Source organism: Paenisporosarcina sp. TG20 (assembly GCF_000286315.1).
Classification (GTDB): Bacteria; Bacillota; Bacilli; order Bacillales_A; family Planococcaceae; genus Paenisporosarcina.
The window spans coordinates 39,848-66,335 of sequence record NZ_ALJG01000364.1; the positions used below are offsets into that span (position 1 = coordinate 39,848).

Genomic DNA, 26,488 nt, shown 5'->3' on the forward strand with positions numbered 1-26,488 from the left:
TTTCCACTTTGTTACATAGTCGTGTTTTGAAAATACCTTATCTATTGTGAGCGGAGTGAATTTTGATTAAACTGAAATTAAATAGTTGAAAAAGGATGAATAGACATGAACAACTCACTTCTTCTAAATAAAGCACTTAAGTTCCTTTTTCAATATGGGAAAGAAAGTGGATTGTCTGAAGAAACGATAATTAATCGACAACATATGATTAAAGAAGAAATTGAAACAACGGGAACCTATACACATACCCTTGAAGAAATCACTTATGGAGCAACACTTGCTTGGCGTAATAGCGCGAAATGTATTGGACGTTTATTTTGGGAAACACTCGATGTTTTTGATGCCAGGAATGTTAATTCACAAGAAGATGTAGCAAAACATATTCATCATCATATTCATCACGCCACGAATGACGGGAAAATCCGATCAACCATTACTGTTTTCCCGGAGATTAGTTCGTCCCAAAAAGTACAATTGTGGAGCCCTCAATTAATTCGCTACGCTGGTTATCAGAAAGAATCCGGGGACATTTTAGGGGATCCAGCTAATCTAGAATTAACAACAGTTGCACAAAATTTAGGTTGGCAAGGAGAAGGTACTCCCTATGACATTTTACCGGTCATTTTCCAATGGAATGAAGAGCCTCCAAGTGTGGTTCCAATTGCGAATGAAGAAGTACTTGAAGTAGAGATTAATCATCCCATTAATTTAGACTGGAAACCTCTAAATTTAAAATGGTATGCTGTACCAATCATCTCAGATCGCTATCTTGAAATTGGAGGATTGTCCTATCCGGCTCCGTTTAACGGTTGGTATATGGAGACAGAAATTGCGGCACGGAATTTAGTAGATTCTTACCGATACAACCGATTAAGAGATGTCGCAAATCAATTAAAGCTTGATACAACGAGTACGACAACATTTTGGCGAGACCGTGCTTTAGTCGAGTTGCAACACGCCGTGTATTCATCTTATAGACAAGCCGGTGTTCAAATGGTTGACCATTATACAGCTGCTCAACAATTCCAGACCTTTCGTGAAAAGGAAGAAAAACTACAAAGAGAAGTAAAAGGGGATTGGACTTGGCTTGTTCCACCAGTTTCGCCTGCATTGACACCTATTTTTCACCAAGGCATTATTAATGAAGAATTGTCGCCCAATTTTATTAAGCACAAACGCCCAAAACTTTTCAAAAAAATTAGCGAGATGACAGAATCATCTCGCCCTACAGGTTGTCCGTTTCATTCGTGATTAATGGGCAATTTTTTTACCCATTATGATGACTAGTAAGTGTCGAATCAAACTTTTCGAACACGACAATACTTCGAATCCTGGAATCGTTTACTTCACAAAAGAAACCTGAAATTTTATCTTTAGGTTTCTTTTGCTGTATCAGTATATAAATCGTTAGCTGTAAAATCGTGGTGAAGATAACTGTTCTTTAAAATGCTCTGAAATCAAGATTGTAAGATAGCTAACGTTTTAATCCAAGAAAATAGGATAAATTAGAAATGTAAACAAATAAGGAGGAGAGTTAAAAATGACAAATATGATGACTTTTCAAGTAACAGGAACATCGAATAAGATGAAATCAGAACTGAATGCTAAAAATCATGCGATAACGATTGACGAACCTCCAAGTATGGGTGGAACTGATCAAGGAATTGACCCCCTATCAAACCTACTTGCTTCACTTGCTGGTTGTGAGAACGTAATAGCAAATTTAGTTGCAAAAGAAATGAAATTTGACCTTCAGGGTATTGAATTTGATGTAAAAGGTCAATTGGATCCACGTGGATTAATGGGACAAACAGATGTGCAACCTTATTTCAACCATGTTTCTGTTCATGCAAAAGTAAAAACAAATGAGACACAAGAACGAATTAATGAACTAAGAGAAAAAACAGATGCTCGGTGTCCAGTATATACAACGTTTAAAGCTGCTGGCATTCCAATTGAAGCTAATTGGGAAAAAGCTTGAAATTCAACTTTTCTTGTAGAAGTAATTAAATAAAGACGACTTTAAATTCAAAATACGAATTTAAAGTCGTCTTTTTATAAAAGACAGTTTGTCAAAAGTAAAAAAGGACTTGTATGAATCTTTTATCCGCATACTTTGAATTAACTCAAGAAAATAGGGTTTTTGTTACTAAATTATGTTCAGAGAACTTTAATCCTCTTGTTATTAGAATTGTTAGATACCTTACTTTTTTTTTGTCAATTATGTTCTATTATTGTTAAAAAGGAGGAATTAAATTGGTAGTTACAAAACAAATGGCAATTGTATCAAACTATTCATCTATTATTAAGGCGTCTTTAATTGGTAGTACAGTAGCTGGAATTTTATTAGGAATATTTATGCAGATGATGGGTATGATCGGGATGATTGCTTCCATGTTTGGCAGTGAAAGCCTCGTAATTGGTTGGATAATGCATATGATGATTAGTTGGATATTTGGACTTGGATATGGTGCGATGACACTTATCTCTTCTCGGTATTATCTAGTCGGGATTATCCACGGTGTTCTCATTTGGGTGATTGGTCCACTAATGGTGATGCCAATGATGATGGGCATGGGGTCAATGATTGGGGCAATGTTTGAAGGTCCACAACTAATGAGTCTTTTCACTCACTTAGGATTTTCACTAATTTTAGCTGGGGTATTCAGTTTTCTAATTAATAAGTCAATAAAAGAATAAGAAAAACAAATTGACAACGTAACGTTCACTATTATGAAGCCGCTGAGAAACTTCCTTAATATTAAACTCCTCTGACGGTAAGCTATTTAAGAGGCAACTTTTCGTTTTATTTTCAACGAAAAGTTGCCTCTTCTAATTTATTCATTTATTATACATACTTTCTTCTCTCAGTTGAGCGTTGGTTATGGTTATCTAAACACGATTTCATGACCTATTCTGTTAACATTTTCTTCATTTCATCTGCTTTAATGGATAGACCAAATATCGTTTTCTTTAGTAAGCCTTCTTTTTTCAACTTACTCATAAGTAGTGAAATCGACTCGCGTGAAGACCCTACCATGGTGGCAATATCTTCATGGGTAATTTTCATCTTAATCGATTGCCATTCTTTTTCACGTTGACCACTTTTTTCACTCATTTTTAACAAGAGAAAAATGGTTCGGTAACGTACATCACCAAGTGCAATTTTTTCACTTAGATCATACGTATCCTTCAAGCGGTTCGTCAAAATTTGTATAAGTTTAATGGAAACATCTGGTGTTGTTCTAATAAAATTTTCAAATTTTTCCTTATCCATAGTGCACAAATAGCAGTCAATCATCGCTTCAGCATAGGTTTGCTGGTCCGTTAGCATGAAGGATTCTGTTTCGCCAAACACATTACCGTCCACTAGAATATCGGTGGTAAATTGTTTACCTTGAGGGGTCATACGGTAAAGTCGAACCTGCCCCTTTTTCAAGAAGAACAGTACATCTAGAGGCTGCTCTGGTAAAAGAATTTGGGTTCCTTTTTTTACCGACGTCATCGTACTACTATTATCAATTAACTTTAAATCTTTCATCGATAATTCATCAAAGAGATTAATATGCGAAAGGAGTGTCAGTTTATCCATGAATAATATTCCCTCATTTCTATCAGATTCTTTTCCTTCTGAAAATTCTATGTTTATCGTTCCAGGATGCACCAAATGTGAGCGGGCAAAAAATATATTAATTGAGCAGGGCATTCCTTTTCAATCATACCCTATTTTTAAGCATCGCGATTTACTACAAAACGTACCCTATGAGAAAAAAAGAAAAGGATTTCCTCTTTTGAAAATTAATCATGATTATTATACATATGACGAGATTAAGAATATAAAAGAAACAGTAAGTTTGCTAGGAGAGTATGAAAAAACCGTCATTCAAATGAATGAGATGAATCAATCAAATGATAAATACTTAAAAGTGTTTCCGGTGTATCAACCTTAGCCAGAGATTTGTTTGGAATTATTGTATACTAATGTTCAATAATCATCCTATGAATATACGTATCTTAAATGCACCCACAGACTACAAGAAAAGTATTCGGCAATAGATAAGGAATTCAAGTCAGATAAACTTAACGCAAATGGAATTTCTAATAAACTCGCCGCTTAATGGACTGAAAATTTAGAAAAGCTGCAAAGTGAAACAAACTAAGCTGATAGTTTTAAAAATAATTATAGAAAAGGGAATGGACAAGATGCTCATCCTGTCCACTCCCTAGATTTTATATGCGTCCAGCCAATCTGATTCCACTATATTGCCATTTCATATGAGGATGAAAGAAATTACGATAAGTAACCCGAATATGAGTTTGTGGTGTAACACTAGAACCACCTTTTAAAATAATTTGATTTGACATAAACTTCGCGTTGTATTCTCCTAGTGTTCCGTCTAACGGTTTACTCTCAGGGTAAGGAACATAAGGACTTCTTGTCCACTCCCATACATCGCCAAATGCTTTATCAAACTTTTTTTCGGTATAGACATCAGTCGGTTCAAAAAGATTTGCTTCCATGAATTCCCCTTCGATTATCACCTCTTGCATCGCATGTTCCCACTCTTGCTCTGTTGGAAGTCGTTTTCCAGCCCATCTTGCATAGGCATCTGCTTCGTAAAAACTGACATGGACAACCGGTTCATTCATATTTATTTTTTGAAGACCAAACATAGTGAAATAAAACCATACACCCTCTTTTTCAATCCAATAAAGTGGCTTTTCCCATCCTTCATTTTTCACAAGATTCCAACCATCAGATAACCAGTATTCTGGATTTTGATACCCTCCATCCTTTATAAAAGCAGTATATTCAGCGTTTGTAACCGGCCGATTTGCTAGTGTATAGGATTCCAGCCAAACTTTATGCCGTGGTCCCTCATTATCAAATGAAAACCCTTCACCATTATGACCAACTTCAACTAACCCTCCCTCTACACGATGAAAGATCAAGTCTGGAACTTTCATTTTTGATTGTTCTTTATTGACTTCACCATGAGAGTGGAAGGAAGGATAAAGAGGATTGAATGAAAAATTATATTTTGTATCCATTAATATTAATTCTTGATGCTGTTGTTCATGCTGAAGACCCATTTCAATGAGTGAAGACATATCCGTATTAAAGGCGTCACTGTTCATCAATTCAATGATTAATGAATCAACATGGGTGCGATATTCATACATCTCTGATACAGTAGGTCGTGAAATTAACCCTCTATAATTACGAGGATGATAAGAGCCCAACGTTTCATAATAAGAGTTAAATAGGGTTCGATAAGCAGGATTAAATGGTTTATATGCTGGTTTATAAGATTCTAATATAAATGTTTCAAAAAACCATGTCGTATGGGAAAGATGCCATTTTATTGGACTTACATGTGTGTCCGCTTGAATAATATAATCTTCAGTATTCAAATGTCTTACTAGTTCTTCACTGTATTTCCGGATGGTGGTATATCTTTCGATTAATTTGTTTTTGACTTGTGTTTCCACACATTTCATCTCCTAGTATAGAGAATAGAAAAGTTAAAATTCAAAATTCCTATTCTTGTTTATTTTTGTCAAATCATTTCATCTAATTCTATATATTCTTTACCCCATTTAATGTTTTAATCAAACCATTAAATTGGATTTTGTTAACTAGCTCACAAAAAGTAAACTTTTTAGTTAATAGAAGTGTTTGTACTAACATAATATTTCAACTATTATGTTAGTGATATCTATTTTTCATTCTACCCCTAGAATTGAAACCTAAAAGTAATCCATCTCACATTATTTCCCCTTCTTATTTATTATGATTTAAAAACCCATAGCAACTTTTTAGAAGGGAGGTTCCTCAATGTTTGAACAAATTGGATTACAAATACTTTCGAAAAAGTAATCAGTCAAAACCAACCTGTATTAATAACGTTTTTTATGGATTGGTGTTCTGATTGTAAACGAATGGATCTATTTATTGGAGAATTGATGGAAGAGTTTAAATTGATCCCTTCTTATTCAATAGATAAAGATAAATTCGAAGAAATTGCCAGTAAGAACTATGTCATGGGGATTCCTAGTTTACTAGTATGCCAAAACAAATAAAAGATTGGACATCTAAGTAGTGCTAATGCCAAAACACCCGAAGAAGTGCAAGTCTTTCTTCAGCCGTTTTCACTTAAATTCGCTTAAAGAGAAGATCTAACAACTAATTAATTAGAAGGGGGGAAATATATGAATACTCTAAAACTCGGATCTCCAGCTCCATTGTTTGACCTACCAGAAGCAAGTGGTGGGACCTAAGATTTAAATGAACGCAATGGATGGAGATTTTTAGTGTTTTTCCGTGGAGCGTGGTGTTCCATATGTAAGAGGGACTTAGTAGAAATAGAAGAAAGCAAATCCTATTTTAATACAAAACAAGTTTATTTCACTGCTATTTCCACCGATAATCAGGAGGATTCTACCTCATTCAAAGAGGAACTTCATTTATCTTTTCCTGTATTATCTGATGCATCAGTTGACTTATTAAATCAATACGGTGATTTATCATGATGAAAATGCACCTTATGAAGATCATGTTGTACATGGCGAAGCTGCATATTTCCTACTTGATTAAAAAGGGAATATCCTTTACCAACAAAAGCAGACCAGTCCATATGGTCGTCCCCATGTTAATGAATTACGTAAAGTTGTCAAATATATTAAGAAAAAATTAAAATAAGTATAACCGATTGATATGAAACCTATAAAGGCTACCTCACACCCAAACTCGAGGCCACTGAAAAAGTCAATTTGTAATTTTTTAGCTTATGGACTAGTACAGGTGATTTCCGTTGCAGCGCACTTTCATGTTTCGAAGCTAGCGTAGTGATGCAGAAACATGCGGGCGCTTTACCCACAGGAGTCGCAGCCTTCCACTTCAATCATTTGTAATTATATTTTCTTTCATCTATGACCTAAATGAAGGAATAAGAGTAAGCAATACGAAAGAAAAGGCAACATTTCGTTCAAAATCGAACGAAATGTCGCCTTTTTAATTTAAACACACTTACAAATATTAAAAACATAAGTTTTTCAGTGCCCTTCCCAAACTCTTGGGAGGAGGTAGCCTTTTTTCCAAATACATCTAACTTCCCTTGTTTGCAGAGAGCTACGAGGACCATCATGGAAAAATATAATTTATTTCCATCCTAGGGAAGCGGAGTTATTCTGAATATGTGTTTTATATGTACTTCGTTTCGTACCTACGATAAAAAAACATCCGTAATAAGGTGCTTACGGATGTTTTATCATAGTAGATGCTATTCAAAATTTATAGTAAAATATCTGTCCAAATTTTTATAGCTGTCCCTGAAATTAACAACGCTAAAATAATTTGAAGTATTCTTGTATTCATTTTTTTCCCAGCCATTGCTCCAAGTGGGGCAGCTATTAAACTTGCTATCACCATTATTGCTGCCGGATAGTAATCAACTTGTCCCGTTGAGACTTTCCCTACTGTTGCACCAATGGAAGAAATAAAGGTAATAGCCAATGAAGAGGCAATGGTTACCCGTGTTGGTATTTTTAATACGACCAACATAATCGGCACTAATAAGAATCCACCAGCAGCACCCACTATACCGGAACCTATACCAACAATAAACGCTAGTACTGCGGCTAGCCACTTGTTAAAAGTTATTTGATCCAAAGGAATATCATCTACTCCCTTTTTCGGAATAAACATCATGACAGCGGCTATTAAAGCTAGAACTCCATAGACAATATTAATACCATCTCCCGACATGGATTGCGACCCAAAACTCCCAATCACACTACCAATCAACACACTGACTCCCATGTATATAATCAGCGTCTTATTTAAATAACCGCCTTTACGATAAGCCCATACTCCTGCGATTGAAGCAAAAAGCACTTGTACAGCACTTATACCTGACACCTCATGTGCACTGAATGCTGCCAACCCGAACATTGATGGAATAAACAAAAGCATTGGATATTTAATGATTGAGCCGCCAATACCAAGCATTCCTGAAATGTATGAACCTACAAACCCAATTAAAAAGATGACAATAATATACGTTAAATCCATTTTAGTTCCCCCTATAAAAGAAGGAAACCTTCATCGGTTCCCTAAATTTTATTAGCCTTTTTTAATCCAAAATTTAAATACACCGTTTTCTTCAATGGATTGTACTAGTTCGTGTCCACCTGATCTTGACCAAGCCGCTAGATCTGCTTTGGCACCTTTATCTGTGGCATGAATTTCTAAAACTTGACCAGTTTCCATGTCATTCATCGCTTTTTTTGTCTTAACGATTGGCATTGGACAAGCTAGCCCTTGGGCATCTAATAATTTATCTGCATTCATATGTCATCTCTCCTATTTGCGAATTATTTTATTAATTATCTTACAGCACAACGGTTTGGTCCAATTTCCATTTCACGTTGCTTGTCATCATCTGGGGTGATTTTGCCCATATTGGTTTCACGGATTTCTTGATATGAATTTGGCTGTGGCGGCAAGTTTCCAGTCACCATTTGTCTGAATTCTGCTTCATCGGCAATGTTTAAACCATGATTCTCGGCGAATAAAGTTCCTAACGGCTTAGCTACACTGCCATCATCATTTAATTCCTCAACGATCATGAAGTGAGCGGGAAGAACGATTAACTCATCTGATAATTCTCTGTAACGGTTATACAAAGTTTCTCTCAAATCTTCAACCCAGTCCTCAGCCAACCCTGCAAGATCAGGTCTTCCAATAGAATCAATGAATAGAATATCACCAGAAAGCAAGTATTTTTCATCAATCACAAATGAAGTGGAACCAATCGTGTGACCCGGTGAATATAGGGCATTAATATTGATATCCGTATTACCGATTGTCACCACATTACCGCCTTCTAATGGTGAATACTCAAATACAACTTCTTCAGCGTCTTTTGGTGGTAACCAGTAGGTTGCATTCGTGCTTTGTGCGATTTCTCTTCCCCCAGAAATGTGATCGGCGTGTAAATGAGTATCAAAAACATGGGTAATTTCCACATTTAAACTTGCGGCAAAATCAAGGTAGATATCCGACTTTCTTGTCGAGTCAATAACAGCGGCTTCGCCATTTGAAACGACCATGTATGACAAACAGCCTTTTCCAAGGCGTACAAATTGATATATTTCTCCGCCATTTGTCAAATCACCAATTTTAACTGGTTCCAAATGTTCACTCCATGCTTTCATCCCATCTTTTAGATAAGAAACAGTAAATCCTTCATCCGACAACATTTCCGCAATCATATTAGATGAACCTTCTTTAGCACATACGACCAATACTTCTCTATCAGTAGGAATTTTATCCAAAATTTCTTCCACACCATCAAGTAAATCAAAATATGGAGTGTTAAAGACTTCAATATTCTCACCTTCTATTTTCCAATCATTAAAATCACTTTCATTTCGAACATCCAATATAAACAGTTCGTCTTTATTGATTACTTTTTTGGCAACTTCTTTAGCTGTCATTTCTTTTACTGACATCACTTATACCTCCTATAGTTTGATTCATTAAATTAGAATGTTAAAGTCACATCTGCATCTTTGGCGAATTCTAGAAATGTTACAGCGCCTCCAACTTCGATTCCGTCAACAAAAGCTTCTTTTTCAAGTCCCATCACATCCATAGTCATTTGACAACCAATGAATTTCACGTCCATTTCTTGTGCCATAGCCAGTAACTCAGGGATTGGAGGGACATTTGCTTTCGTAAACCCTTCAGCAAAATGTTCTTTACCTTCAGGCATTGCAAGTTGTTGATTAGCTTCTTTGTTAATTAAGTTCAACCCTTCAAATGTAAAGAAAATGGCCACTTCTTGATCTGTTGCAGCCGCCGCAGTGGCAATGTTAAATACTTTGTATGCGTCAAATAGTCCACCGTTACTAGCGATAATTGCTACTTTTTTGTTCGTCAATTTTCATACCTCCATTTTAAGGTTGATTTAGATTAATTTACTGATTTTCCTGTTGGTCCAGTCCATTCACTCATGCCAGGCACGATATTGATTACTTGTTTGAAACCAGCTGCCGTTAATTTTTGTGCGGCAAAATCACTTCGGTTACCCGTTTGGCAAACCACATGAATTTCGGATTCTTTATCTAATTCATTTAAGTATTCATCCAATTCACCTAGGGGAACGGACTTGGCATTCGGAATATGGCTAAACGCATACTCTGCTGCCTCACGTACATCCAGTACCACTGTATCTTGGTTTGCATCTATTTTTTGTTCCAACTCTTCATTTTTCATCACGTTTGGATGCTTCTTCTCTTCTTTTTCTTCTTCACTCGATTTACGTAGATAGTGTTTTAAGACGTTCCCCTCTTCAACTGTTCCAAGATATCGATGTCCTGTACTCTGTGCCCAAGCTTTCAAGTCGGCTGTCGATCCTTTATCAGTTGCTTGAATCTCTAATATTTCTCCAGAATCCAACCCGCTCATTGCCTTCTTGGTTTTCACAATTGGCATTGGACAAGCTAAACCTTTTGCATCTAATACTAAGTCTGTTTTAATCATGTTTTTTTCCTCCTTATTTCAAATACAGATAGGGGTATACAATCCACAAAAAATTATTCAGTCTGACCGTTCCACTCGAGCATTCCACCGGCCATGTTAACCACTTTAAATCCATGACTTTCTAGTAGCATTGCTGCTTTAGAACTTCTAGCTCCTGAACGACAAACCATGATATATTCTTTTGATTTATCTAGGTCATGCATCTTATACTCCACCAAACCCAATGGAATATGCATAGCATTCGGTATTTTTCCCGCTTGTACTTCGTCAGCCTCACGCACATCAATAAGGTTAATTGCTGTTTTTTCTTTTAATAAAGCTTCTACTTCAAACGTATATATCTCTTTCATGACTAATCTTCCTCCTTTACTTAGCGCCAAGCGCTCATTCCGCCTTTTACGTTAGTAATATTTTCAAACCCCATCTTTTTCAATATCTTACTGGCATTGCTACTTCTCATTCCACTTTGGCAAATCACAAAAACTTCTTTGTCTTTAGAAAGTTCACTTGCTTTCTTCTGAAGATCACTTAATGGAACATTTTTAAATTCTTTAATGTGATTCCCTTTAAATTCATTCGGCGTTCTAACATCAATAAACTGTTTATCCTTATTTTTTAACTCAGCTTTCAACTCGGTTGTACTAATAGTTCGAATCCCTTTGGTCGGAGCAATTCGCTTATATATAAACCAACCGACTGCACCAATTAATATGACATTTAGCAACATATCCATCGTGAAAAAACACCTCTCTGTTTGTGGAGTCGAAAATTTCCTGTGTTAAATAAATAGATTTACGTTACCATCTTCTGCGTCTGCCAGATAAGCTGCCACGCCGGCGTATTCAATTCCATCCAGCAACTCTTTTTCTTGCAGTCCTAATAAATCCATTGTCATTGTACATGCGATTAGTTTCACTTCTTGTTCCTGTGCCATCTCAATAAGTGCAGGAAGCGTCAAGACATTATGTTTTTTCATAACATGTTTGATCATTTTAGGTCCCATTCCAGCAAAGTTCATGTTGGATAACCCCATCTTGTCTGCACCTCTAGGCATCATTTTGCCAAACATTTTTTCAAGAAAACCTTTTTTCAAAGCTAACGGCTCATCTTTACGCATTGCATTCAATCCCCAGAAAGTATGGAAGATGGTGACTTCATGATCATAAGCTGCAGCTCCATTAGCAATAATATAAGCAGCCATTGCCTTATCATAATCTCCGCTAAACAATATAATTGTGGTCTTTTTCTTTGTAGTCATTATTTTATCTCCCTTGATTTTATTTATACCCTGTCAGGTATATATTTATTTAAAATTTTTTCCGGATTACATATACCGGTATGGGTATATGTTATGATAAAAAGAAAGGTTCGTCAACCCCCAGATTTTGAGTGTCTAGAACTTTCTTTATCTACTTTTTATTAATAATTCAACAGCTTCTTTAACCAGATCACCGGTACCTTCACCTTTTTCAACATTTTCTCTTACACATTGTTCAAGATTGGTACTGACAATAACGCCCATTGTACGATCTATTGCATTACGAGCAGCTGATAATTGCGTGACGATATCTCTGCAGTCTTTTCCCTGTTCCATCATTCCAAGAACGCCTTTAATTTGTCCTTCAATTCTCTTTAAGCGATTGATAACACTTTTATCGTATTCCATGATCTATCCTCCGTTTCTTAAAAAAGTAGTCTATTATTTCATAACTTAACTTTATACTTTTATCCTTTACTAACAAGAAGCGTATGCCAATGTTCAATTCGAATAATCTAAGCAACAATATGTTGTCAGCTAATGGAGAATCTTTATTCTAGACTTTCAAATATGAATGTAGCATATTCGAAGCTGAGTCACTACTAATATCATTACTTCTTTCAATATATTAGAACATAGCGTTTATATAGAATGGCTAACCAAAATACTATAACATTATGAACAATAAAGGCTTATAAAAATTCAGCAACCTGTAAGTCATAAACTTATAATATACCCCTGCGGGTATAATGTCAAGAGAGTTAAATTGAATATTTTATAAGACATTCTTTGAAAAAATCTAAAAGTAAAGGAGGACACTTAGGTTTCTAATTAAACCAATTGTCCTCCTTCAGGTAAGGTCAAGTATAATTCATTTATTGTTAAACAGATTTATCAATAGAAGAGATTAGTCGTTTTTCAATATCTTGAGCAATACCCTTAATTTTATTATCTTGTATCATCTCAATTAACATTGTTGGCTTCGGAAGACCGATCTTTGTCGTGTTTCCATCCTTATAGACTACAATTTTACAAGGCAAAAAATAACCGACTAGCAAATTCTCGGAAAGCACACGTTTTGCTTCATGGGGATTACACACTTCGAGTACCGTATAGGGTATATCAAAATCCACGCCTTTTTCCTGTAACTTCGCTGTCAAATCAAAATTCCATAAAACACCAAACTTTTCTTCCTTCAAATTCTCTTCCAATGAACGAACCGCATCTGCTACAGTTTTTGATGTTACAACAGTATAGTCAAACATTTATCCCACTCCTTCTTTAATCTCCGTTATTATTCCCCAATTTGAACAAAATAAAACTTAGATAACCTCACATTATACCCTGTGGGGTATAATGTCAATAGAAATAAAGTTTAAAATTTTATAAACCATATTTGAAGAAATAGAAAAGAAGGGCATTTGGATTTTATTCATCCATTTGTCCTCCTTCCGCTAAATTAAAAAGGATAAATCCTTATTATTAAACAGATTTATCTATAGAAGAGATTAGTCTTATTTCAATATCTTCAGCAATTCCCTTGATTTTATTATCTTGGAGCATCTCAATTAACATTGTTGGTTTTGGAAGACCAATCTTGGTCTTGTTTCCATCCTTATAGACGACAATTTTACATGGCAAAAAATAACCGACTAGCAAGTTCTCAGACAGCACACGTTTCGCTTCGTGGGGATTACATACTTCGAGTACTATATAGGGTATGTCAAAATCCACGCCTTTTTCCTGTAACTTCGCCGTTAAATCAAAATTCCATAAGATTCCAAACTTTTCCTCCTTTAAATTCTCTTCCAATGAACGAACAGCTTCTTCAACAGTTTTTGATGTTACAACAGTATAGTCAAACATTTTATCCCACTCCTTCTTTAATCTTTTACTCCATTATAATTCCCCAATTCAACCAATTAAAACTTATCACATATCTATTATTAGTTCCAATGCTTAAGCGACGCTTCCATTAAAAATGGCTATAATATATTTATTGCAAGGAAATGCGTGTCGTGACAAGTATACTGAACGTAGCAGCGGGAGAAATTGCGGACATGTACAAGTCTCGATGGGCAATCGAATCCTCTTTTCGTTGGATCAAGCAGAACTTGAATGTACCTGTTCTGTTCGGCACGACAGAAAATGCCGTCTTTAATCAACTGTTCGCAGGGGTAATCGCTTCTGTTTTACTTAAGTGGCTTCACGTTAAAGGTGGGAAACAATCGACTTGTAAACCGTTGTCATTCGCAGGTTTTCAGCGCCTGCTTCTTTGTGATGACTTGCATATTAAATGGAGAATCCGAATGGAATTGACCACTGCAATATGGCCTCTTTGTAATCTTTCAATCAATTCCCCTCTTAAAAACTTAACTAAAGCTTCTGTTTCAATTATGGCACCTCTAATTTTTGAGAGAAGAACAGGAAACTAGTGTAATAAAAGTAATCCCCAACAAACATACTGTTGGGGATTTGAGTTAGTGATAATTAATGGCTCATTAAATTTGAAATGTTGTTCCCTACTTCAATTATATAGGGAAAAGCAATTACTTCTTGTCCAAATTTAAATTCTGCCCAAAGCTTGTATATCCCTTCTTCTTCAAAATGAGCAACAAAGCTGGTCTCGTTTTCAGATATAGGATGGACATGAATAAATTTCTCTACTTTGGCATCAATGATTACGACATGTCCTAATGCACCTAAATATGTTGAGAGTTTTGCACCTTTAGTATCAAAACTTAGGTTAACATCGTTACCGACAACAAATGAATCATGATTAAGCTCCACAGTTTTCCCACGCACTTCTTTTACTCTTTCTTTATCAACTTTTAGTGGTTTCATACTGTCTGAATGAGTGTGGATATGATTTTGAATTTCTATAGAATTCGGCTCGATTAGGTATTGTTTTCCGTTTGGATTGATGTCAATGAAGGCCTTATAAGATTGGCCTGTAACAGGCAGATTAATCTCATATGTGTGCTTATCTATTCGTTCTGGATGAACGTGATAAAACTCGTCTAAATCCTTACTAACTACAATAACATGCATATACTTTTCATGAGTTAGTGTTAGTTCTGGTGCTTTGCCCTCATTATCTTCCAGACGTATTTGTAAAACACTATCCCGATAGGTAAGGGTTGTTTTAATTTCACTTTCCATTACACTACTCTTCATATGGCCTTGTTGGTGCTGAGGATGATGTTGTTCCAAATAATATACCTCCTACTATTGCAGATCACCTTAAATTAAAAAGTCAAAAATTATTGGATTCTTTGAGAGTTTTGGGTATTCATTTGCGCTTGCTTTCCATTTTGATGTAAAGGGTTAAAGGTTTGGTTTTGTAAAGGACTCATTGCCCCCTGTTGCTGAATACTCGTTGCAATTGGATGGTCCATCCACCCCATTTGTTCCGCAAACATTTCATATTGCTTCGCTATTTGAGATTGTTGTAAAGCCATTTCGCTATGAATACGTTTGACTTGTGGGTTTTTCATATTTGTTGATGAAATAAAATTATCATTGGCCATGGAAGTAGCAGTAAAGTGGGAGTCAAATGCCATATCTCTGTCCTCTATCTCAATGTCGATAGCAACCGAATTCTGGTTTAACTGTGAAGTGACCTGTGGAACTGGTTGGAGTGTAACTTGATTTGTATGATTTGGGTCGAGAAGCATGTTCATTACTTGTACATGATTTTGCATCATACCAATTTGCTGTCCCAATATCGTTAACAAATTTGGATTCTTTGTGAGATTAGAGTAAAGCTCAAATCTCTTTATAGCACCTTTGTGAGCAGACAAGTGGTTCGCCATTAGACCCACGTCAATTACTTTTAACATTGTTAACCTCCTGATTAGCATTGTAACTATAGTTTGTTCAAATGTAATATGTTTATTCTAAATATTTTTAATAAATGATTATGTTATATAGAGGCTACCCAAGTAACTTATTGGGGTATTTAGTTAGAAAAGTATTGACTTTATCAATTAATTGAAATTTATCCACAGATTTGATTAGAAATGGCATCTAAATTCAACTTAGGTGTCACCTTTTGTTGAAGACCCTCAGGCTTTTCAAAACTATAAGGAAATTCAAAAGCGGATGAAATTATACCGAGGTTCGCTTAAGTCGAATGTAATTTGCTTGACCTATCTTCAAAATGGTTTTTTCGCTAGAAAAGTTCGGTTTTGGTGAATAGGATCATGCTCTTTTACAAGCAGTTTCAACTCGCTTTATCGAATATTGTGTAAATTCAATGTACAGAAGGTGGCTTCCCTCATGGCAGAGGTGTCACTTTTTCATTGCTCCACTCAGTAAAGCAGAGTGATTAACATCTAATCTGAACAGGAATAACACTAGGACATGTACGGATACTACCTTCAGAAATTCCATTGTGGTTGAACCCCCCTTCTACATATAAAGTTGGAATTTCTTTAACGCCACAAGTACTAGATTTAAAAGCCTTGCTGGAGTCGATTCAACGAAAAATTTTAATGCTATTAATAAAACCGTCTTAGCCCAACTTTCGGTAGAAGGGCAGAAAAACCCCGTTACAAAGCGATTTGATTGTTTAATTTGGTCACTACAAATGAACCGATTGTATTATTTCTACAACATATATCTGTGAACATACTGCTTTCTTCTATAAAATATCGATTGTTTGAAAGTTGAAAAATCATACTATAAGTGTTTCAAAATACCAAGATTTTTTCAAGGTATAAATCGGATATTAGGTCACTATATTTTAATTTTCCTAATTCAGATTTTTATAAACCTTGACAAATAGGCATTTCGATAAGGAGTTTTCTCTTAAAAAGCCCAAAATATGATAAAAACGATTAACGCTAATACAGTCATAAGATACTTAAAAACGTGCATAGAAGTTAAAAAGAAAAGAATGTAACTTACTGCACATAGTCATTTTCCCATTATGATTTCATAGTTCTCGAATTTTTTCTATATTTAACACATATAAATACGACAAGCATTGGAAAAAATATTTGCTCTTCCTGTTTGGTTAAGCGGTAAAAATTTACCGACCTATGCAATAAAATTGGTAATTTACCAATGAAAATATCATTTATAAAAAACTTTTCAATATGTCCCAGTCGGAAAAGATACCACGGGAGGATCAAACTATGATTTTTAGATTAATGCCGGGATTAAAACGAATTTATCATTACAAAAAGTCATATATAACTGGAGATTTAACAGCTGGAATAATTGTTGCTATTTTATTTATTCCCCAAAGTATGGCCTATGCAATCATTGCAGGGGTTCCATTGGTTATAGGGTTATATGCAGCAACGCTACCCCTTATTGTATATGCACTATTTGGAAGTTCTAAATATTTATCAATTGGGCCAGTATCTATTGTCTCACTTTTAGCCTTTTCGGGTATTTCAAGTTTCGCTCAACCTGATTCCTCTTACTTTTTGGAGTTAATATTACTCCTTGGATTAATAGTCGGGTCTATTCATCTAATTATGGGGTTGCTCAAAACAGGATACTTCTTTGATTATATTTCTCCAGCTGTCATAAGTGGCTTTACATCTGCAGTAGCCATAATTATAGCTCTAAATCAAATTAAGTCATTATTAGGTGTTTCACTTCCCCCTTATAATGATTTTTTTAGTTATACCTTAGAAATTATAAAGAAATTACATGAGACAAATCCCTATACTATATTAATTGGCATTGGTAGCATCTGTATGTTAATAATTATAAAAAAAACAACATCCATGTCACTCGGTCCTTTAATTGTCGTTATTATTTATACTCTATTTGTTAATTTTTATGCTCTACAGAAAAAAGGTGTTGATATCGTTGGGGAAATCCCTAAAGGCCTTCCTGAACTTTCCTTAAACATCCCAACACTAGATATAATTCAATTATTATTACCAATCGCCTTTACTATTGCTTTCATATCATTTCTTGAATCTTATGCAGTTGTAAAAACGCTGGCTGCTAGAGATAAGGAGCAAATCAATACGAATCAGGAGTTGGTTGGGTTAGGATTAGCAAATATATCGAGTTCATTGGTCGGTTCTATACCTGTAGCAGGAGCTATTTCAAGAACAGCCGTGAATTACCAATCGGGTGCAAAAACAAACCTTTCACTTTTAATAACAGCAGCTTGTATTATAATCACCCTATTATTTTTAACTCCCCTTTTCCACTATTTACCTAAGGCAACTCTTGCAGCTATTATTATTTTGGCTGTTTCAAATCTTATAAACTTAAAAGAGATAACACTACTTCTTAGGACGTCGCCTATTAATGCGGTTCTTCTTATTTCTACTTTTCTAGCAACATTATTACTCAATGTTTTTTGGGGGTTACTAATCGGTATTGGTCTCTCAATCTTTATTAATATGATTAGAAGAACACTCTTTTATACCGTAGATAAAAATTATAAATAAAGTGAGATTATAATTTAGAACTATAAGAAAATGGCTTTTATGCTAGCAAGCTTCGGTCTTGGTGAAAAGGACAATGCTCTTTTACAAGCAGTTTCACCTTGAGTTATCGAATATGTGTAAGTTCGGGCAGAGGCATCACTTTTTATGGCTGACTCATACGATTCGACTGTTTGGATAAGAGGTTTATGTAAAACATGAGGTGGACTTTAGAAAAATAGAACGTCTTCTGTGAAATCAATTTCTATGATTCACAGAACACGTCCCTCTGAGGCCTATAAGTATTATTTGGTTTTATTGGAGATGTGGCTCCGCCTTGAATCTACAAACTAATAGAAGTGAATATCCACTTTACTTTCCCATTAATATACTCCCTTTTTTAAATTCCGTTTTACCTCATCCTGTTTCATAATCTTCATAATTGCTTGATCAATTCGTTCGAATACAAATGTGGGGTTCTTCCAACAGTTTCGGCTCCAAATCTTTTCAATGGTCCATCCTCTGCTCTCCAAGAGTTTCTGACGATAAATGTCCCGCTCTTTGGCATTCCTAGAGCTATGATACATCGCACCGTCGCATTCAATACTCAAGAGTGGTTGGCACCACTTAATCAATGAAAATTCACTTGAATAATAATTCATGCAGTGTTAGTTTTTCAAAACCCATTGACTACAAATTCCAGTAAATTATTGGTGTATATAGTGCATAAATTGAATAATTTTTCGCACAGGTACCTGTTAAAAGCTGTTGAGGTTCTCGATAGCTTTTTTAGCTTTAATGCATGATTTAATAAAGCCTGTCATCACTTATCCTTTTGTCGACTATATCGTTAATCTTTTCAATAGCTTGATGCACCATTGCTCCAACAATCATTACTTGGTCTGTATCCATTGTGTCTCCTTTTGCAACATCGAATTGGAGTGCTTCCGCATAGGCTGCTGGTCTGTTCATCATATAAGCAGACATCACTTCACATAGGACCTCACGCGCTTTTTCGGCGTTTAACTTCCCTGTAACAATATCATGCATAACGTTGATGGCAGTAAAATTAGCAGCCTCCATATCACAGCGGGAAGATACCTCTCCCTTTGTCCTTTCGACGATTAAACTTCCATCGAACTTTGCCAGTTCGCTGAACATCTCTGGTGCCACCTGATAATTAATAACATTTTCAATTATGTCAGTGTGAGGCTGTGGAAAATCGTGAGGTATTTCATCACGATACACAATCGTTCGTTTCCACGGTCCATTGTTGTACCAGATTAATCTACTTTGAATAGCTTCGTTTGGAGGTCCGTATTGTTCAATGGTAATACTGGCGGATTTTTTTGACATAGCATTCCAATCATTAATAATCGTGTGTACCACTACCATATCCTCAACAGTTTCAGTTGTTTTTTCAGCACCGCCAAAGGTTTGTACTTTTAAGTCACTCGCCATTGAGATAGCGGCAGTTTTTAATCTTTCTTTTGGTTCCATAATAAAACCTCCATTTGTATCTCGTCTTTACATTTAATATGTGAATAAAGGTTTCAAGTTAAACGCTAAATAAATTTCTAATAACAATTATTACTACCCTCTGACCTGTTTTGTTCTCCAACAAATATGTTAGTTTTGTCATCAATATCTCAGTAACCAATTTTCTTTTTAATTCAGAGTAGGCAAATTGACTTTTCCAGACATATTCTATAGTGGAATGGTTGGGAGTTCTTATGAATAAAGGAGGAAAGAAATGACATGGAATCCATGGTATCAACAATGGCTTCATTATCAAGAGTGGTTAAAGTATCAAGAATGGCTGAGGTATCAAAATTATATGAACCAGAAAATCGCGAATACTCAGCAATACTCTTCCTTGATTCCGCATCACAATCTGGTAAAACCTCAAATTAATTATGAATTAGAAACGTATATCAAGGATGTTCCTGCACCAGTTGATCGTATCCCTATCAGCCCTCAAGATATGTATTTAGACCCAGATTATATACTCGAACCAGTTGTAGTTGGGCTCAACTTCCCAACAAGTATTACCTTTGATGATGAGGGGCGTCTTTATGTAGGCGAAGCTGGTTTCTCTTATGGGGCTGCTGATACACCCGAAGGAGGTCGTATCCTTGAGGTTGGAAGTAATGGCGAGGTCAGGGAGATTGTATCTGGCTTTCGAGGACCTGTTACTTCGATCACTTGGCATCAGGGGTTCTTCTATGTCGCGGAAGGAAAATACCCGGGACGTATCTTACGTGTTGGTAAAGACGGGTCTAAAGACGTTCTGGTAGACGGTCTCCGTTCCGGTGGCGATCATTATACATCTGATGTTGTTTTTGGACCAGACGGTAAGATGTATTTTTGTGTGGGGAGTGCCACTACTTCGGCCGTAGTAGGGATTGACAACTACTATTATTTCAACTGGCTGCAAAAAATGCCTAGCTTTCACGATGTCCCAGCTAGAAATCTAGTTTTAAACGGAAAAAATTATAAGTCCATCAATCCTTTTGAAATCAATCCACAGGAGGCTAATGTGGTTACTGCTCCTTATCAACCCTTCGGCACTCCAGCTAAGGATGGGCAAATTGTTAAAGGACAATTAAAGGCTAATTCCGTTATGTATCAGGCGAACCCGGACGGTTCAAATCTGAGGGTCTACCTTGATGGTTTCCGAAATGTATTTGGGTTAGGTTTTGCACCGAATGGGAAGCTTTATTTTACGGAATTTGGGTATGACGACAAACATAATTCTCGCCCAATAAAGGGGTTAGAAGCCATGTGGGAAGCAGTTGAAGGAGGATGGTACGGATTTCCTGATTATAGTGCAGGGATCCCTGTTACCGACCCGATGTTTAAGCCAGAAGGTGAACCTCAACCAGAATTCGTTCTTAAAGAACATCCACCTCTTGCAACGGAACCTACGGTAATATGGGAGCATGGAAGTTCTCCAAGTAAGTTCGACTTCTCTAAGAGTAAACGATTCGGACATAAGAATTGGGCTTTCGTTACACTATTTGGAAGCTTTTTACCTGCTCAACCCAATGGGTACAAGGTTGTACGGGTGAATGTCGAAACTGGTAAATCCGTTGACTTTTTAGCAAACCTTCGACCCGGACCAAAAACAACAGGTGTTGTACGCCCTGTAGATTGTCGTTTTAGTCCTGACGGGTCCAGTTTATATGTCCTAGACTTCGGTAAAATTTTTACGGTAGATAAGTCACCCGATCTTAAAACCGAGGCAAGCGGCGGGATTCTCTGGAGGGTTAGAAGAAAGAAGTAAAAGGTTTCGATAATCTGAAAATTGTTAAAGATACTCGATCAACTCACTTTAGCCTCCTTGTCGTTTTGGCAGGAGGCTTTTTATACTGATAAGAAGTACAAGTTTACGGATATCAGTATAAGAAAATACATCTGCTTGCACCATTTCGGGTGCAAACTGTGTTTTTAAATGTTAACTATAGGTTACGAGCTACGGTGTTCCACCATGAGTTTAGTTATAAAGGAGTTGGATATTCTAATATGAACGGTCTAATGAAGAGTTGTAAACAAATTTTAAGTTCCGATATAAAAATAGTTAGTCAATATATTGGGATTATTGATAATCCTACCAGAAGGTTCGTTTTTGGTGCACTATTGGCTTCTTTCGCAGCAATACTTCAGTCTGCAGGAATTTTAGGTGGATTCGGTTTTTTTGTAAGTGCGCTTAGCACGTTACCAATTTTAATAGCCACAATTATATCTAAACAGTTGGGTATCTTAACATATATAGTAGAGTTTGCGATGATTTCTATGATTCAACCAAGTGAGCTTTTCGCATTTCCTTTTACTACGGGGCTTTTAGGTTTATGTATGGGATTTGCTTTTGGTATTTTCAAAAAAGGATTTTTTGTCACCGTATTTTCCGGAGTTTCATTGACACTTGGTATCTTATTTATACTTTACATTATACAATTTCCATTATTAGGTCCTTCAGTCACTTCAAGTGTGGATATGAATATAATTATGGTGATTGCTTTGTTTTCAATTCTTTACAGTTGGATATGGATGAAAGTACTTATATTACTAGTTAAAAAAATTAACAGAATGATAGGGAAAGGACCGTTCCATTTTTGATGAACTAACCTAGAACGGGTACCTATGTAAAGAACTATTCCAATTATTCACTACAAATGCATAGATAATTACTGGAAATCTGTAGAAAATGGATTTCATTAAATTGATTCCTCATAAATTCTCATTTTTATGAATTGTCATAAACTTAGGGATGCCACTGCCTGACCCCCTTATAATGGACAGTGTACAAGATACAATTGTTTATAAATCAAAATAACAGGGGGATTCCAATGCATAATTATACAAAAATACCAAGAAAGACTTATAAACGATCAATAGCGGAAGAGAAGTTGTAGGTGGTGCAGGAAGTGGTAGAAAATGGTCGCAATCGAAAAGAAGTCGCAAAAGAAAAAGATATCGCTTTGAATTCCATCAATATATCAACTATCCGGAAAAGAAGCTGTCCGAAAAATTGGGGGTAGACTACACCCACAGTAATTTATTGGGGATATTTAGATAAAAAAGTATTGATTTTATCAATCAATTGCTATTTATCCACTGATTTGATTAGAAATGTCTCCTAAATTCAACGTGGGTGGCACCTTTTGTTGAAGACCCGTTTTACCCCTATATAGAAGATACTCATTTCATCTATGGAAATTCTCAACGATTTAAATCACCTTTTATAAAAAGGTTTCAGGATTGTTCCCTTTTATCGGAAACAATCCATTTCAACCAGCTTTGTGATTTGTTTTAAACTCATATGGCGTGCGGACATCAATAAAATGCTTGTCCTTGTTTTTCAACTCAGATTTCAACTCCGCTATATAAGAACCAAGCAATAGCAACCATCCATCAGAAAAGTGCCACCCACCGTTTGAGTCGTCCCAGGGAAAAATATTCATACAGAAGACACCTCCAATCAGCTGTTGGCTTGATTGGAGGTGTCTTTTTGTTTATGCAATTGCTGATTTATTATCAACCCTGGACGCGAATTTAGGACACTGCTTCAAAGTCCTTTATTTTTGCGTCAGGACTTAAAACTTTTTCAGGGTCAAACTCTTCTAATGGTTCTCCATTTTTCACTTTGTTTGGCCAGTCTTCGTTTGCAAGTGCTCCACGACCCAAAGCAATGACATCTGCTTCGCCACTTTCTATCATTTCTTTTGCTTTTTCCGGGTCATGCAGACCTCCGTTTGCAATAACGGGTAGTTTTCCATACTTTTTCGCTAATGCTGCAAGCGATAGTTTTCCTCCACTAAATGCTGGGTCCGTTGCTTTTGTTCCCTCTCCGACAGGGAAAGCAGGTTGCCATGCTTCGTATTCTGTAACGTGAATATAGTCTATTCCAGTATGGCTTAGTTTTCCAAATATTACTTCAGCCTCTTTTTCTTTGTCTGCCCACTTATGATCGTAATCATTTACTTTTCCTTGAGCGATCCGGATTCCAACTGTAAAATCTGGACCTACAGCATTACGCACCGCTTTTGACACTTCAACTAATAGGCGAACACGATTTTCGGTTGATCCACCGTATTCATCAGTTCGTTTGTTTGTGTAATCCGTTAAAAATTGGTCCAGTAAATAGCCGTTTGCACCATGAATTTCAACACCATCAAAACCAGCCTCTTTAGCTTGGATTGACGATTCAACGAACGCTTGAACAACCTGTGCTATATCTTCCTTCGTTGCTTCATTGGGGACTGCAAAGGGTCCATTCCCGCCATAAAACTTCATTTGCTCACCTTTCGGTTGAACAGCAGAAGGTCCTAATGTTTCTTTCTTGTATGGGTTGCCTTGTGACAGAGCACCCGCATGCATTAACTGAACAATAATTTTCCCGTTTTCTTGGTGAACGGCATCCGTCACCTTCTTCCATGCCGTGACTTGTTCATTGTTAATAATTCCTGGTTGATCAAAATAACCTTGACTATACTTATTGTCAGGATAAGTTCCCTCAGTAATGATTAAACCAAATCCTCCTCGGGCGAATTTTGCATAGTAATTAACCATTTGATCAGTCGCTAAACCATCAGATGTCGCACTTGTCCGAGTCATAGGAGCAACGCCTACACGATTACTTATCGTTATATTTCCTAAATTAACTGGTGTAAATAAAGTTGAAGTCATATATGTTCATAATTCCTTTCTTCAATAAAATTACGCTTTATTATGCAGTTGTAGTATTTACAAATTTCTTGAAATAATACGAAAAAACAATATTAGATTTCTCGAATTATTAGAAGCTTTCTTAATCATACAAACAAATTTAAAGAGTAGCCTCGTCTGAGACCACTCTTTAATACTTAGTGATTAATTAATACTTTATCTAAAGTAAATCGATGATGAGGATGTCCCTCTGAGTCTGGAAGACCAAACGGAACCATTGCTGCAAACTTCACGTGTTCAGCTAGTCCTAAAATTTCCTTTACCTTCTCTTGATCAAAACCTAACATGGGATTACTTGAATATCCTAGTCCCTGGATTGTCAATAATGTAAACCCAAGGGCAATATTCGTTTGAGTCAGGGCCCACTGTCCTCTTTCTTCAACACTCATACCACCAAAGAATGATGAAAGACTTGCTACTTCTTCCTTTCTACGTTCCGCAGACAAATCAGGATGAACAGTATCTTCCAAATTTACAAGCACATCTTCCATATCGCTTGTCACAACTACAACAGCAGGAGCTGACGTAACTTGTTGTTGGCCATAAGCGGCTTCTTGTAGCTTAACTTTCATTTGATTGTCCGTTATAACATGGAAACGCTAAGGTTGAAGGTTCCAAGCACTCGGAGCTAAACGAACGAGTTCAAAGATTCGATTAATATCCTCTTGTGGTACAGGTTTTTGAACAAATTTCCGTACGCTATTACGAGATACTCAAAAGATATGTTCAATAAACTTTGTCTTTATTTATCTTTAATTCACTTATCTCGACTTCGAGACTAATATTAGTCTACGCCTTCTAGTATGTCAACAGAAGAACCTTAGTATCATTTTGAAAAGAAAAACTGGTACCTGTATAAATTACTATTCAAGTTATTCACTATAATTACATAGACAGTTACTGAAAGCCTATAGTAAAACAGAATAATTAGTATCTGGCCTGAGCAGAAATAAACTAGGTCATGTACGAAACTACCTTCATACAATCCATTGTGGTTGTATTCCCTTCTACATATAAAGTTGGAATTTCTATAACGCCACAAAACTTGATTTAAAAGTCTTGTTGGAGTAGATCCAACGAAAAGTTTTGATGCTATTAATAAAACCGACTAGGAAAATTAAAGAAGAGACTGGGATCTTTTACATAAAATAAACGTCCGAAGATGAAATTTTGGGCGCTGTTAGATTACCTATTTAGTTTTAAGTGGCAATCTGATTGTCCCCAACAATAGGTGCCACCCATATTAAATTTTGATGGAACTCCTGATTAAATAGGGGGATACATAGCAATAAAATAACAAATCTGAGCAAAATAATTCATTAAAATTATCGCAGGTGGCACCGCTTAAATTATGAAAACTCATAGATTTGAAAATTCAAACAGGATTTAAATTGCAAAACCCATTGACTACAGATTCCAGGAGATTATTCATGTATATATAGCGAGTAAATTGAATAGTTTTTCACACAGATCTCCGTTTTACGATTTGGAAGATGAAATAATATTCACATTTTTTCAATTAAATCAAGCTACCGAAAATGCAATTTCGGCAGCCGCTGGATTTACTATATTGATTTGACTAGCCCCTCTTTCATCTCAAGTACACGGAAATCCCTTCATATAGGGATTTCTGTTTTTTAATTGGTCACTACAATCTTTATTAGTTTATTCATATTATTCTTTCAATCCAATCGTGATCATTCTTTTTTCACAAATGTATATTTAGCGTACTTTTATTCGTATTCCAACTCCTCAATAATCACGATAGCAGAACAGAGCAATACTATCCACTCCATCACTATTTTTCCTTAGGTCAATACAATTCGAAATTTAAAAGAGAAGTACTGTAATATCGGGATTTCGCGAATGAAAAATGGTCATTTTCGGGTCTTTTCATGCTTTTTATAAATATTTTGATGTAACTTGGGTTAACCAGTTTTAGGGATGTTCTTGTAGTTATCAGAAATTTGAAATGCTTCTGATACATGGCATTGATATTGTCCTCACTGTAAAAACCGCGATCCATGATCAACTTGACCTTGTCTAGCTTGA

General features: G+C 36.0%; 26 protein-coding genes and 4 pseudogenes. 10 read left to right on the plus strand and 20 right to left on the minus strand.

What is annotated here, in order from left to right:
• Positions 1 to 105 precede the first annotated feature (105 nt).
• The 3 genes from B371_RS0120350 (at position 106) to B371_RS0120360 (ending at position 2,700) form a co-directional block, all read left to right on the plus strand.
• The gene (locus B371_RS0120350) at positions 106 to 1,251 is read left to right on the plus strand and encodes a nitric oxide synthase oxygenase (protein WP_019416177.1); all 1,146 of its coding nucleotides are present in this window, start codon (positions 106 to 108) and stop codon (positions 1,249 to 1,251) included.
• Between the two features lie 289 nt (positions 1,252 to 1,540).
• Complete coding sequence (locus B371_RS0120355; protein ID WP_019416178.1) at positions 1,541 to 1,981, plus strand: OsmC family protein; 441 nt, start codon at positions 1,541 to 1,543, stop codon at positions 1,979 to 1,981.
• A gap of 275 nt (positions 1,982 to 2,256) precedes the next feature.
• Positions 2,257 to 2,700 carry a hypothetical protein gene (locus B371_RS0120360; RefSeq protein WP_019416179.1) on the plus strand — a complete coding sequence of 148 codons (444 nt, stop codon included), beginning with the start codon at positions 2,257 to 2,259 and terminating at the stop codon, positions 2,698 to 2,700.
• Between the two features lie 211 nt (positions 2,701 to 2,911).
• Here the strand turns inward: B371_RS0120360 and B371_RS0120365 are convergent, their stop codons facing one another.
• Positions 2,912 to 3,592 (minus strand): Crp/Fnr family transcriptional regulator, encoded by a 681-nt coding sequence (locus B371_RS0120365; protein WP_019416180.1) that lies wholly within the window; start codon positions 3,590 to 3,592, stop codon positions 2,912 to 2,914.
• Here B371_RS0120365 and B371_RS22245 point away from each other — a divergent pair.
• On the plus strand, positions 3,591 to 3,950 hold the full coding sequence (locus B371_RS22245; protein ID WP_019416181.1) for a glutaredoxin domain-containing protein: 360 nt from the start codon (positions 3,591 to 3,593) through the stop codon (positions 3,948 to 3,950). The two genes, B371_RS0120365 and B371_RS22245, sit on opposite strands and share 2 nt — an antisense overlap.
• A 280-nt stretch (positions 3,951 to 4,230) precedes the next feature.
• Here B371_RS22245 and egtB read toward each other — a convergent pair whose 3' ends face one another.
• Positions 4,231 to 5,502: an ergothioneine biosynthesis protein EgtB gene (gene egtB / locus B371_RS0120375; protein WP_026023153.1), complete on the minus strand. Its 1,272-nt coding sequence runs from the start codon at positions 5,500 to 5,502 to the stop codon at positions 4,231 to 4,233.
• Between the two features lie 354 nt (positions 5,503 to 5,856).
• Here egtB and B371_RS23160 point away from each other — a divergent pair.
• Positions 5,857 to 6,171, plus strand: a pseudogene (locus tag B371_RS23160) (thioredoxin family protein).
• A gap of 42 nt (positions 6,172 to 6,213) precedes the next feature.
• Positions 6,214 to 6,703 (plus strand): annotated as a pseudogene (locus B371_RS22250) (peroxiredoxin family protein).
• 591 nt (positions 6,704 to 7,294) lie between these two features.
• Here B371_RS22250 and B371_RS0120390 read toward each other — a convergent pair.
• From B371_RS0120390 to B371_RS0120440, 11 genes are all read right to left on the minus strand, one after another.
• Positions 7,295 to 8,074, minus strand: coding sequence for a sulfite exporter TauE/SafE family protein (locus B371_RS0120390; RefSeq protein WP_019416184.1), 780 nt, complete (start codon positions 8,072 to 8,074; stop codon positions 7,295 to 7,297).
• Positions 8,075 to 8,125: 51 nt separating this feature from the next.
• A complete protein-coding gene (locus tag B371_RS0120395) occupies positions 8,126 to 8,353 on the minus strand; it encodes a sulfurtransferase TusA family protein (protein WP_019416185.1) in 228 nt (75 codons plus the stop codon).
• Positions 8,354 to 8,388: 35 nt separating this feature from the next.
• On the minus strand, positions 8,389 to 9,516 hold the full coding sequence (locus B371_RS0120400) for an MBL fold metallo-hydrolase (RefSeq protein ID WP_019416186.1): 1,128 nt from the start codon (positions 9,514 to 9,516) through the stop codon (positions 8,389 to 8,391).
• Positions 9,517 to 9,548: 32 nt separating this feature from the next.
• The gene (locus tag B371_RS0120405) at positions 9,549 to 9,947 is read right to left on the minus strand and encodes a DsrE/DsrF/DrsH-like family protein (protein WP_019416187.1); all 399 of its coding nucleotides are present in this window, start codon (positions 9,945 to 9,947) and stop codon (positions 9,549 to 9,551) included.
• Positions 9,948 to 9,979: 32 nt separating this feature from the next.
• Complete coding sequence (locus B371_RS0120410; RefSeq protein WP_019416188.1) at positions 9,980 to 10,549, minus strand: sulfurtransferase TusA family protein; 570 nt, start codon at positions 10,547 to 10,549, stop codon at positions 9,980 to 9,982.
• Between the two features lie 53 nt (positions 10,550 to 10,602).
• A complete protein-coding gene (locus B371_RS0120415; RefSeq protein ID WP_019416189.1) occupies positions 10,603 to 10,899 on the minus strand; it encodes a rhodanese-like domain-containing protein in 297 nt (98 codons plus the stop codon).
• A 20-nt stretch (positions 10,900 to 10,919) separates the two neighbouring features.
• Positions 10,920 to 11,276, minus strand: a complete 357-nt coding sequence (locus B371_RS0120420; protein ID WP_369751129.1) for a rhodanese-like domain-containing protein — start codon at positions 11,274 to 11,276, stop codon at positions 10,920 to 10,922.
• Between the two features lie 51 nt (positions 11,277 to 11,327).
• Entirely contained in the window at positions 11,328 to 11,807 is a 480-nt protein-coding gene (locus B371_RS0120425; protein WP_019416191.1) for a DsrE/DsrF/DrsH-like family protein, read from the minus strand.
• A gap of 147 nt (positions 11,808 to 11,954) precedes the next feature.
• Complete coding sequence (locus B371_RS0120430) at positions 11,955 to 12,215, minus strand: metal-sensitive transcriptional regulator (protein ID WP_019416192.1); 261 nt, start codon at positions 12,213 to 12,215, stop codon at positions 11,955 to 11,957.
• A 473-nt stretch (positions 12,216 to 12,688) separates the two neighbouring features.
• Complete coding sequence (locus tag B371_RS0120435) at positions 12,689 to 13,072, minus strand: DUF302 domain-containing protein (protein WP_019416193.1); 384 nt, start codon at positions 13,070 to 13,072, stop codon at positions 12,689 to 12,691.
• A gap of 217 nt (positions 13,073 to 13,289) precedes the next feature.
• On the minus strand, positions 13,290 to 13,673 hold the full coding sequence (locus B371_RS0120440) for a DUF302 domain-containing protein (protein ID WP_019416194.1): 384 nt from the start codon (positions 13,671 to 13,673) through the stop codon (positions 13,290 to 13,292).
• Between the two features lie 152 nt (positions 13,674 to 13,825).
• Here B371_RS0120440 and B371_RS24545 point away from each other — a divergent pair, with 152 nt between their 5' ends.
• Positions 13,826 to 14,242 (plus strand): transposase, encoded by a 417-nt coding sequence (locus tag B371_RS24545; RefSeq protein WP_019416195.1) that lies wholly within the window; start codon positions 13,826 to 13,828, stop codon positions 14,240 to 14,242.
• Positions 14,243 to 14,297: 55 nt separating this feature from the next.
• Here the strand turns inward: B371_RS24545 and B371_RS0120450 are convergent, their stop codons facing one another.
• Both B371_RS0120450 and B371_RS0120455 read right to left on the minus strand, forming a co-directional pair.
• On the minus strand, positions 14,298 to 15,020 hold the full coding sequence (locus tag B371_RS0120450) for a hypothetical protein (protein WP_019416196.1): 723 nt from the start codon (positions 15,018 to 15,020) through the stop codon (positions 14,298 to 14,300).
• Positions 15,021 to 15,070: 50 nt separating this feature from the next.
• Complete coding sequence (locus B371_RS0120455) at positions 15,071 to 15,649, minus strand: hypothetical protein (protein WP_019416197.1); 579 nt, start codon at positions 15,647 to 15,649, stop codon at positions 15,071 to 15,073.
• Positions 15,650 to 16,948: 1,299 nt separating this feature from the next.
• Between B371_RS0120455 and B371_RS22260 the strand changes: the two genes are divergently transcribed.
• Positions 16,949 to 18,232, plus strand: coding sequence for a SulP family inorganic anion transporter (locus B371_RS22260; protein ID WP_019416199.1), 1,284 nt, complete (start codon positions 16,949 to 16,951; stop codon positions 18,230 to 18,232).
• A 359-nt stretch (positions 18,233 to 18,591) separates the two neighbouring features.
• On the opposite strand, the gene B371_RS0120470 is transcribed toward B371_RS22260, so the two are convergent.
• Both B371_RS0120470 and B371_RS22265 read right to left on the minus strand, forming a co-directional pair.
• Positions 18,592 to 18,870 (minus strand): DUF559 domain-containing protein, encoded by a 279-nt coding sequence (locus tag B371_RS0120470; protein WP_083845017.1) that lies wholly within the window; start codon positions 18,868 to 18,870, stop codon positions 18,592 to 18,594.
• A gap of 145 nt (positions 18,871 to 19,015) precedes the next feature.
• Entirely contained in the window at positions 19,016 to 19,708 is a 693-nt protein-coding gene (locus B371_RS22265) for a hypothetical protein (protein ID WP_019416201.1), read from the minus strand.
• 253 nt (positions 19,709 to 19,961) lie between these two features.
• On the opposite strand from B371_RS22265, the gene B371_RS22270 reads away from it, so the two are divergent.
• Both B371_RS22270 and B371_RS0120485 read left to right on the plus strand, forming a co-directional pair.
• Positions 19,962 to 21,494 carry a sorbosone dehydrogenase family protein gene (locus tag B371_RS22270; protein WP_019416202.1) on the plus strand — a complete coding sequence of 511 codons (1,533 nt, stop codon included), beginning with the start codon at positions 19,962 to 19,964 and terminating at the stop codon, positions 21,492 to 21,494.
• 239 nt (positions 21,495 to 21,733) lie between these two features.
• On the plus strand, positions 21,734 to 22,327 hold the full coding sequence (locus tag B371_RS0120485; RefSeq protein ID WP_019416203.1) for a hypothetical protein: 594 nt from the start codon (positions 21,734 to 21,736) through the stop codon (positions 22,325 to 22,327).
• A 674-nt stretch (positions 22,328 to 23,001) separates the two neighbouring features.
• Here B371_RS0120485 and B371_RS24550 read toward each other — a convergent pair.
• From B371_RS24550 to B371_RS22275, 3 genes and pseudogenes are all read right to left on the minus strand, one after another.
• Positions 23,002 to 23,091, minus strand: a pseudogene (locus tag B371_RS24550) (rhodanese-like domain-containing protein); the annotation flags it as partial.
• Positions 23,092 to 23,263: 172 nt separating this feature from the next.
• Positions 23,264 to 24,397: an NADH:flavin oxidoreductase gene (locus B371_RS0120500; RefSeq protein ID WP_019416206.1), complete on the minus strand. Its 1,134-nt coding sequence runs from the start codon at positions 24,395 to 24,397 to the stop codon at positions 23,264 to 23,266.
• Positions 24,398 to 24,573: 176 nt separating this feature from the next.
• Positions 24,574 to 25,134 (minus strand): annotated as a pseudogene (locus B371_RS22275) (nitroreductase family protein); the annotation flags it as partial.
• Positions 25,135 to 26,488 lie beyond the last annotated feature (1,354 nt).

What these genes read in the sequence shown, in the direction of transcription:
- B371_RS0120350 (WP_019416177.1), top strand. Translation starts at nt 106, where the DNA reads ATGAACAACTCACTTCTTCTAAATAAAGCACTTAAGTTCCTTTTTCAA.
- B371_RS0120355 (WP_019416178.1), top strand. Translation starts at nt 1,541, where the DNA reads ATGACAAATATGATGACTTTTCAAGTAACAGGAACATCGAATAAGATG.
- B371_RS22245 (WP_019416181.1), top strand. Translation starts at nt 3,591, where the DNA reads ATGAATAATATTCCCTCATTTCTATCAGATTCTTTTCCTTCTGAAAAT.
- B371_RS0120365 (WP_019416180.1), bottom strand. Translation starts at nt 3,592, where the DNA reads ATGGATAAACTGACACTCCTTTCGCATATTAATCTCTTTGATGAATTA.
- egtB (WP_026023153.1), bottom strand. Translation starts at nt 5,502, where the DNA reads ATGAAATGTGTGGAAACACAAGTCAAAAACAAATTAATCGAAAGATAT.
- B371_RS0120390 (WP_019416184.1), bottom strand. Translation starts at nt 8,074, where the DNA reads ATGGATTTAACGTATATTATTGTCATCTTTTTAATTGGGTTTGTAGGT.
- B371_RS0120395 (WP_019416185.1), bottom strand. Translation starts at nt 8,353, where the DNA reads ATGAATGCAGATAAATTATTAGATGCCCAAGGGCTAGCTTGTCCAATG.
- B371_RS0120400 (WP_019416186.1), bottom strand. Translation starts at nt 9,516, where the DNA reads ATGTCAGTAAAAGAAATGACAGCTAAAGAAGTTGCCAAAAAAGTAATC.
- B371_RS0120410 (WP_019416188.1), bottom strand. Translation starts at nt 10,549, where the DNA reads ATGATTAAAACAGACTTAGTATTAGATGCAAAAGGTTTAGCTTGTCCA.
- B371_RS0120415 (WP_019416189.1), bottom strand. Translation starts at nt 10,899, where the DNA reads ATGAAAGAGATATATACGTTTGAAGTAGAAGCTTTATTAAAAGAAAAA.
- B371_RS0120420 (WP_369751129.1), bottom strand. Translation starts at nt 11,276, where the DNA reads ATGTTGCTAAATGTCATATTAATTGGTGCAGTCGGTTGGTTTATATAT.
- B371_RS0120425 (WP_019416191.1), bottom strand. Translation starts at nt 11,807, where the DNA reads ATGACTACAAAGAAAAAGACCACAATTATATTGTTTAGCGGAGATTAT.
- B371_RS0120430 (WP_019416192.1), bottom strand. Translation starts at nt 12,215, where the DNA reads ATGGAATACGATAAAAGTGTTATCAATCGCTTAAAGAGAATTGAAGGA.
- B371_RS0120435 (WP_019416193.1), bottom strand. Translation starts at nt 13,072, where the DNA reads ATGTTTGACTATACTGTTGTAACATCAAAAACTGTAGCAGATGCGGTT.
- B371_RS0120440 (WP_019416194.1), bottom strand. Translation starts at nt 13,673, where the DNA reads ATGTTTGACTATACTGTTGTAACATCAAAAACTGTTGAAGAAGCTGTT.
- B371_RS0120455 (WP_019416197.1), bottom strand. Translation starts at nt 15,649, where the DNA reads ATGTTAAAAGTAATTGACGTGGGTCTAATGGCGAACCACTTGTCTGCT.
- B371_RS22260 (WP_019416199.1), top strand. Translation starts at nt 16,949, where the DNA reads ATGATTTTTAGATTAATGCCGGGATTAAAACGAATTTATCATTACAAA.
- B371_RS0120470 (WP_083845017.1), bottom strand. Translation starts at nt 18,870, where the DNA reads ATGAATTATTATTCAAGTGAATTTTCATTGATTAAGTGGTGCCAACCA.
- B371_RS22265 (WP_019416201.1), bottom strand. Translation starts at nt 19,708, where the DNA reads ATGGAACCAAAAGAAAGATTAAAAACTGCCGCTATCTCAATGGCGAGT.
- B371_RS22270 (WP_019416202.1), top strand. Translation starts at nt 19,962, where the DNA reads ATGACATGGAATCCATGGTATCAACAATGGCTTCATTATCAAGAGTGG.
- B371_RS0120485 (WP_019416203.1), top strand. Translation starts at nt 21,734, where the DNA reads ATGAACGGTCTAATGAAGAGTTGTAAACAAATTTTAAGTTCCGATATA.
- B371_RS0120500 (WP_019416206.1), bottom strand. Translation starts at nt 24,397, where the DNA reads ATGACTTCAACTTTATTTACACCAGTTAATTTAGGAAATATAACGATA.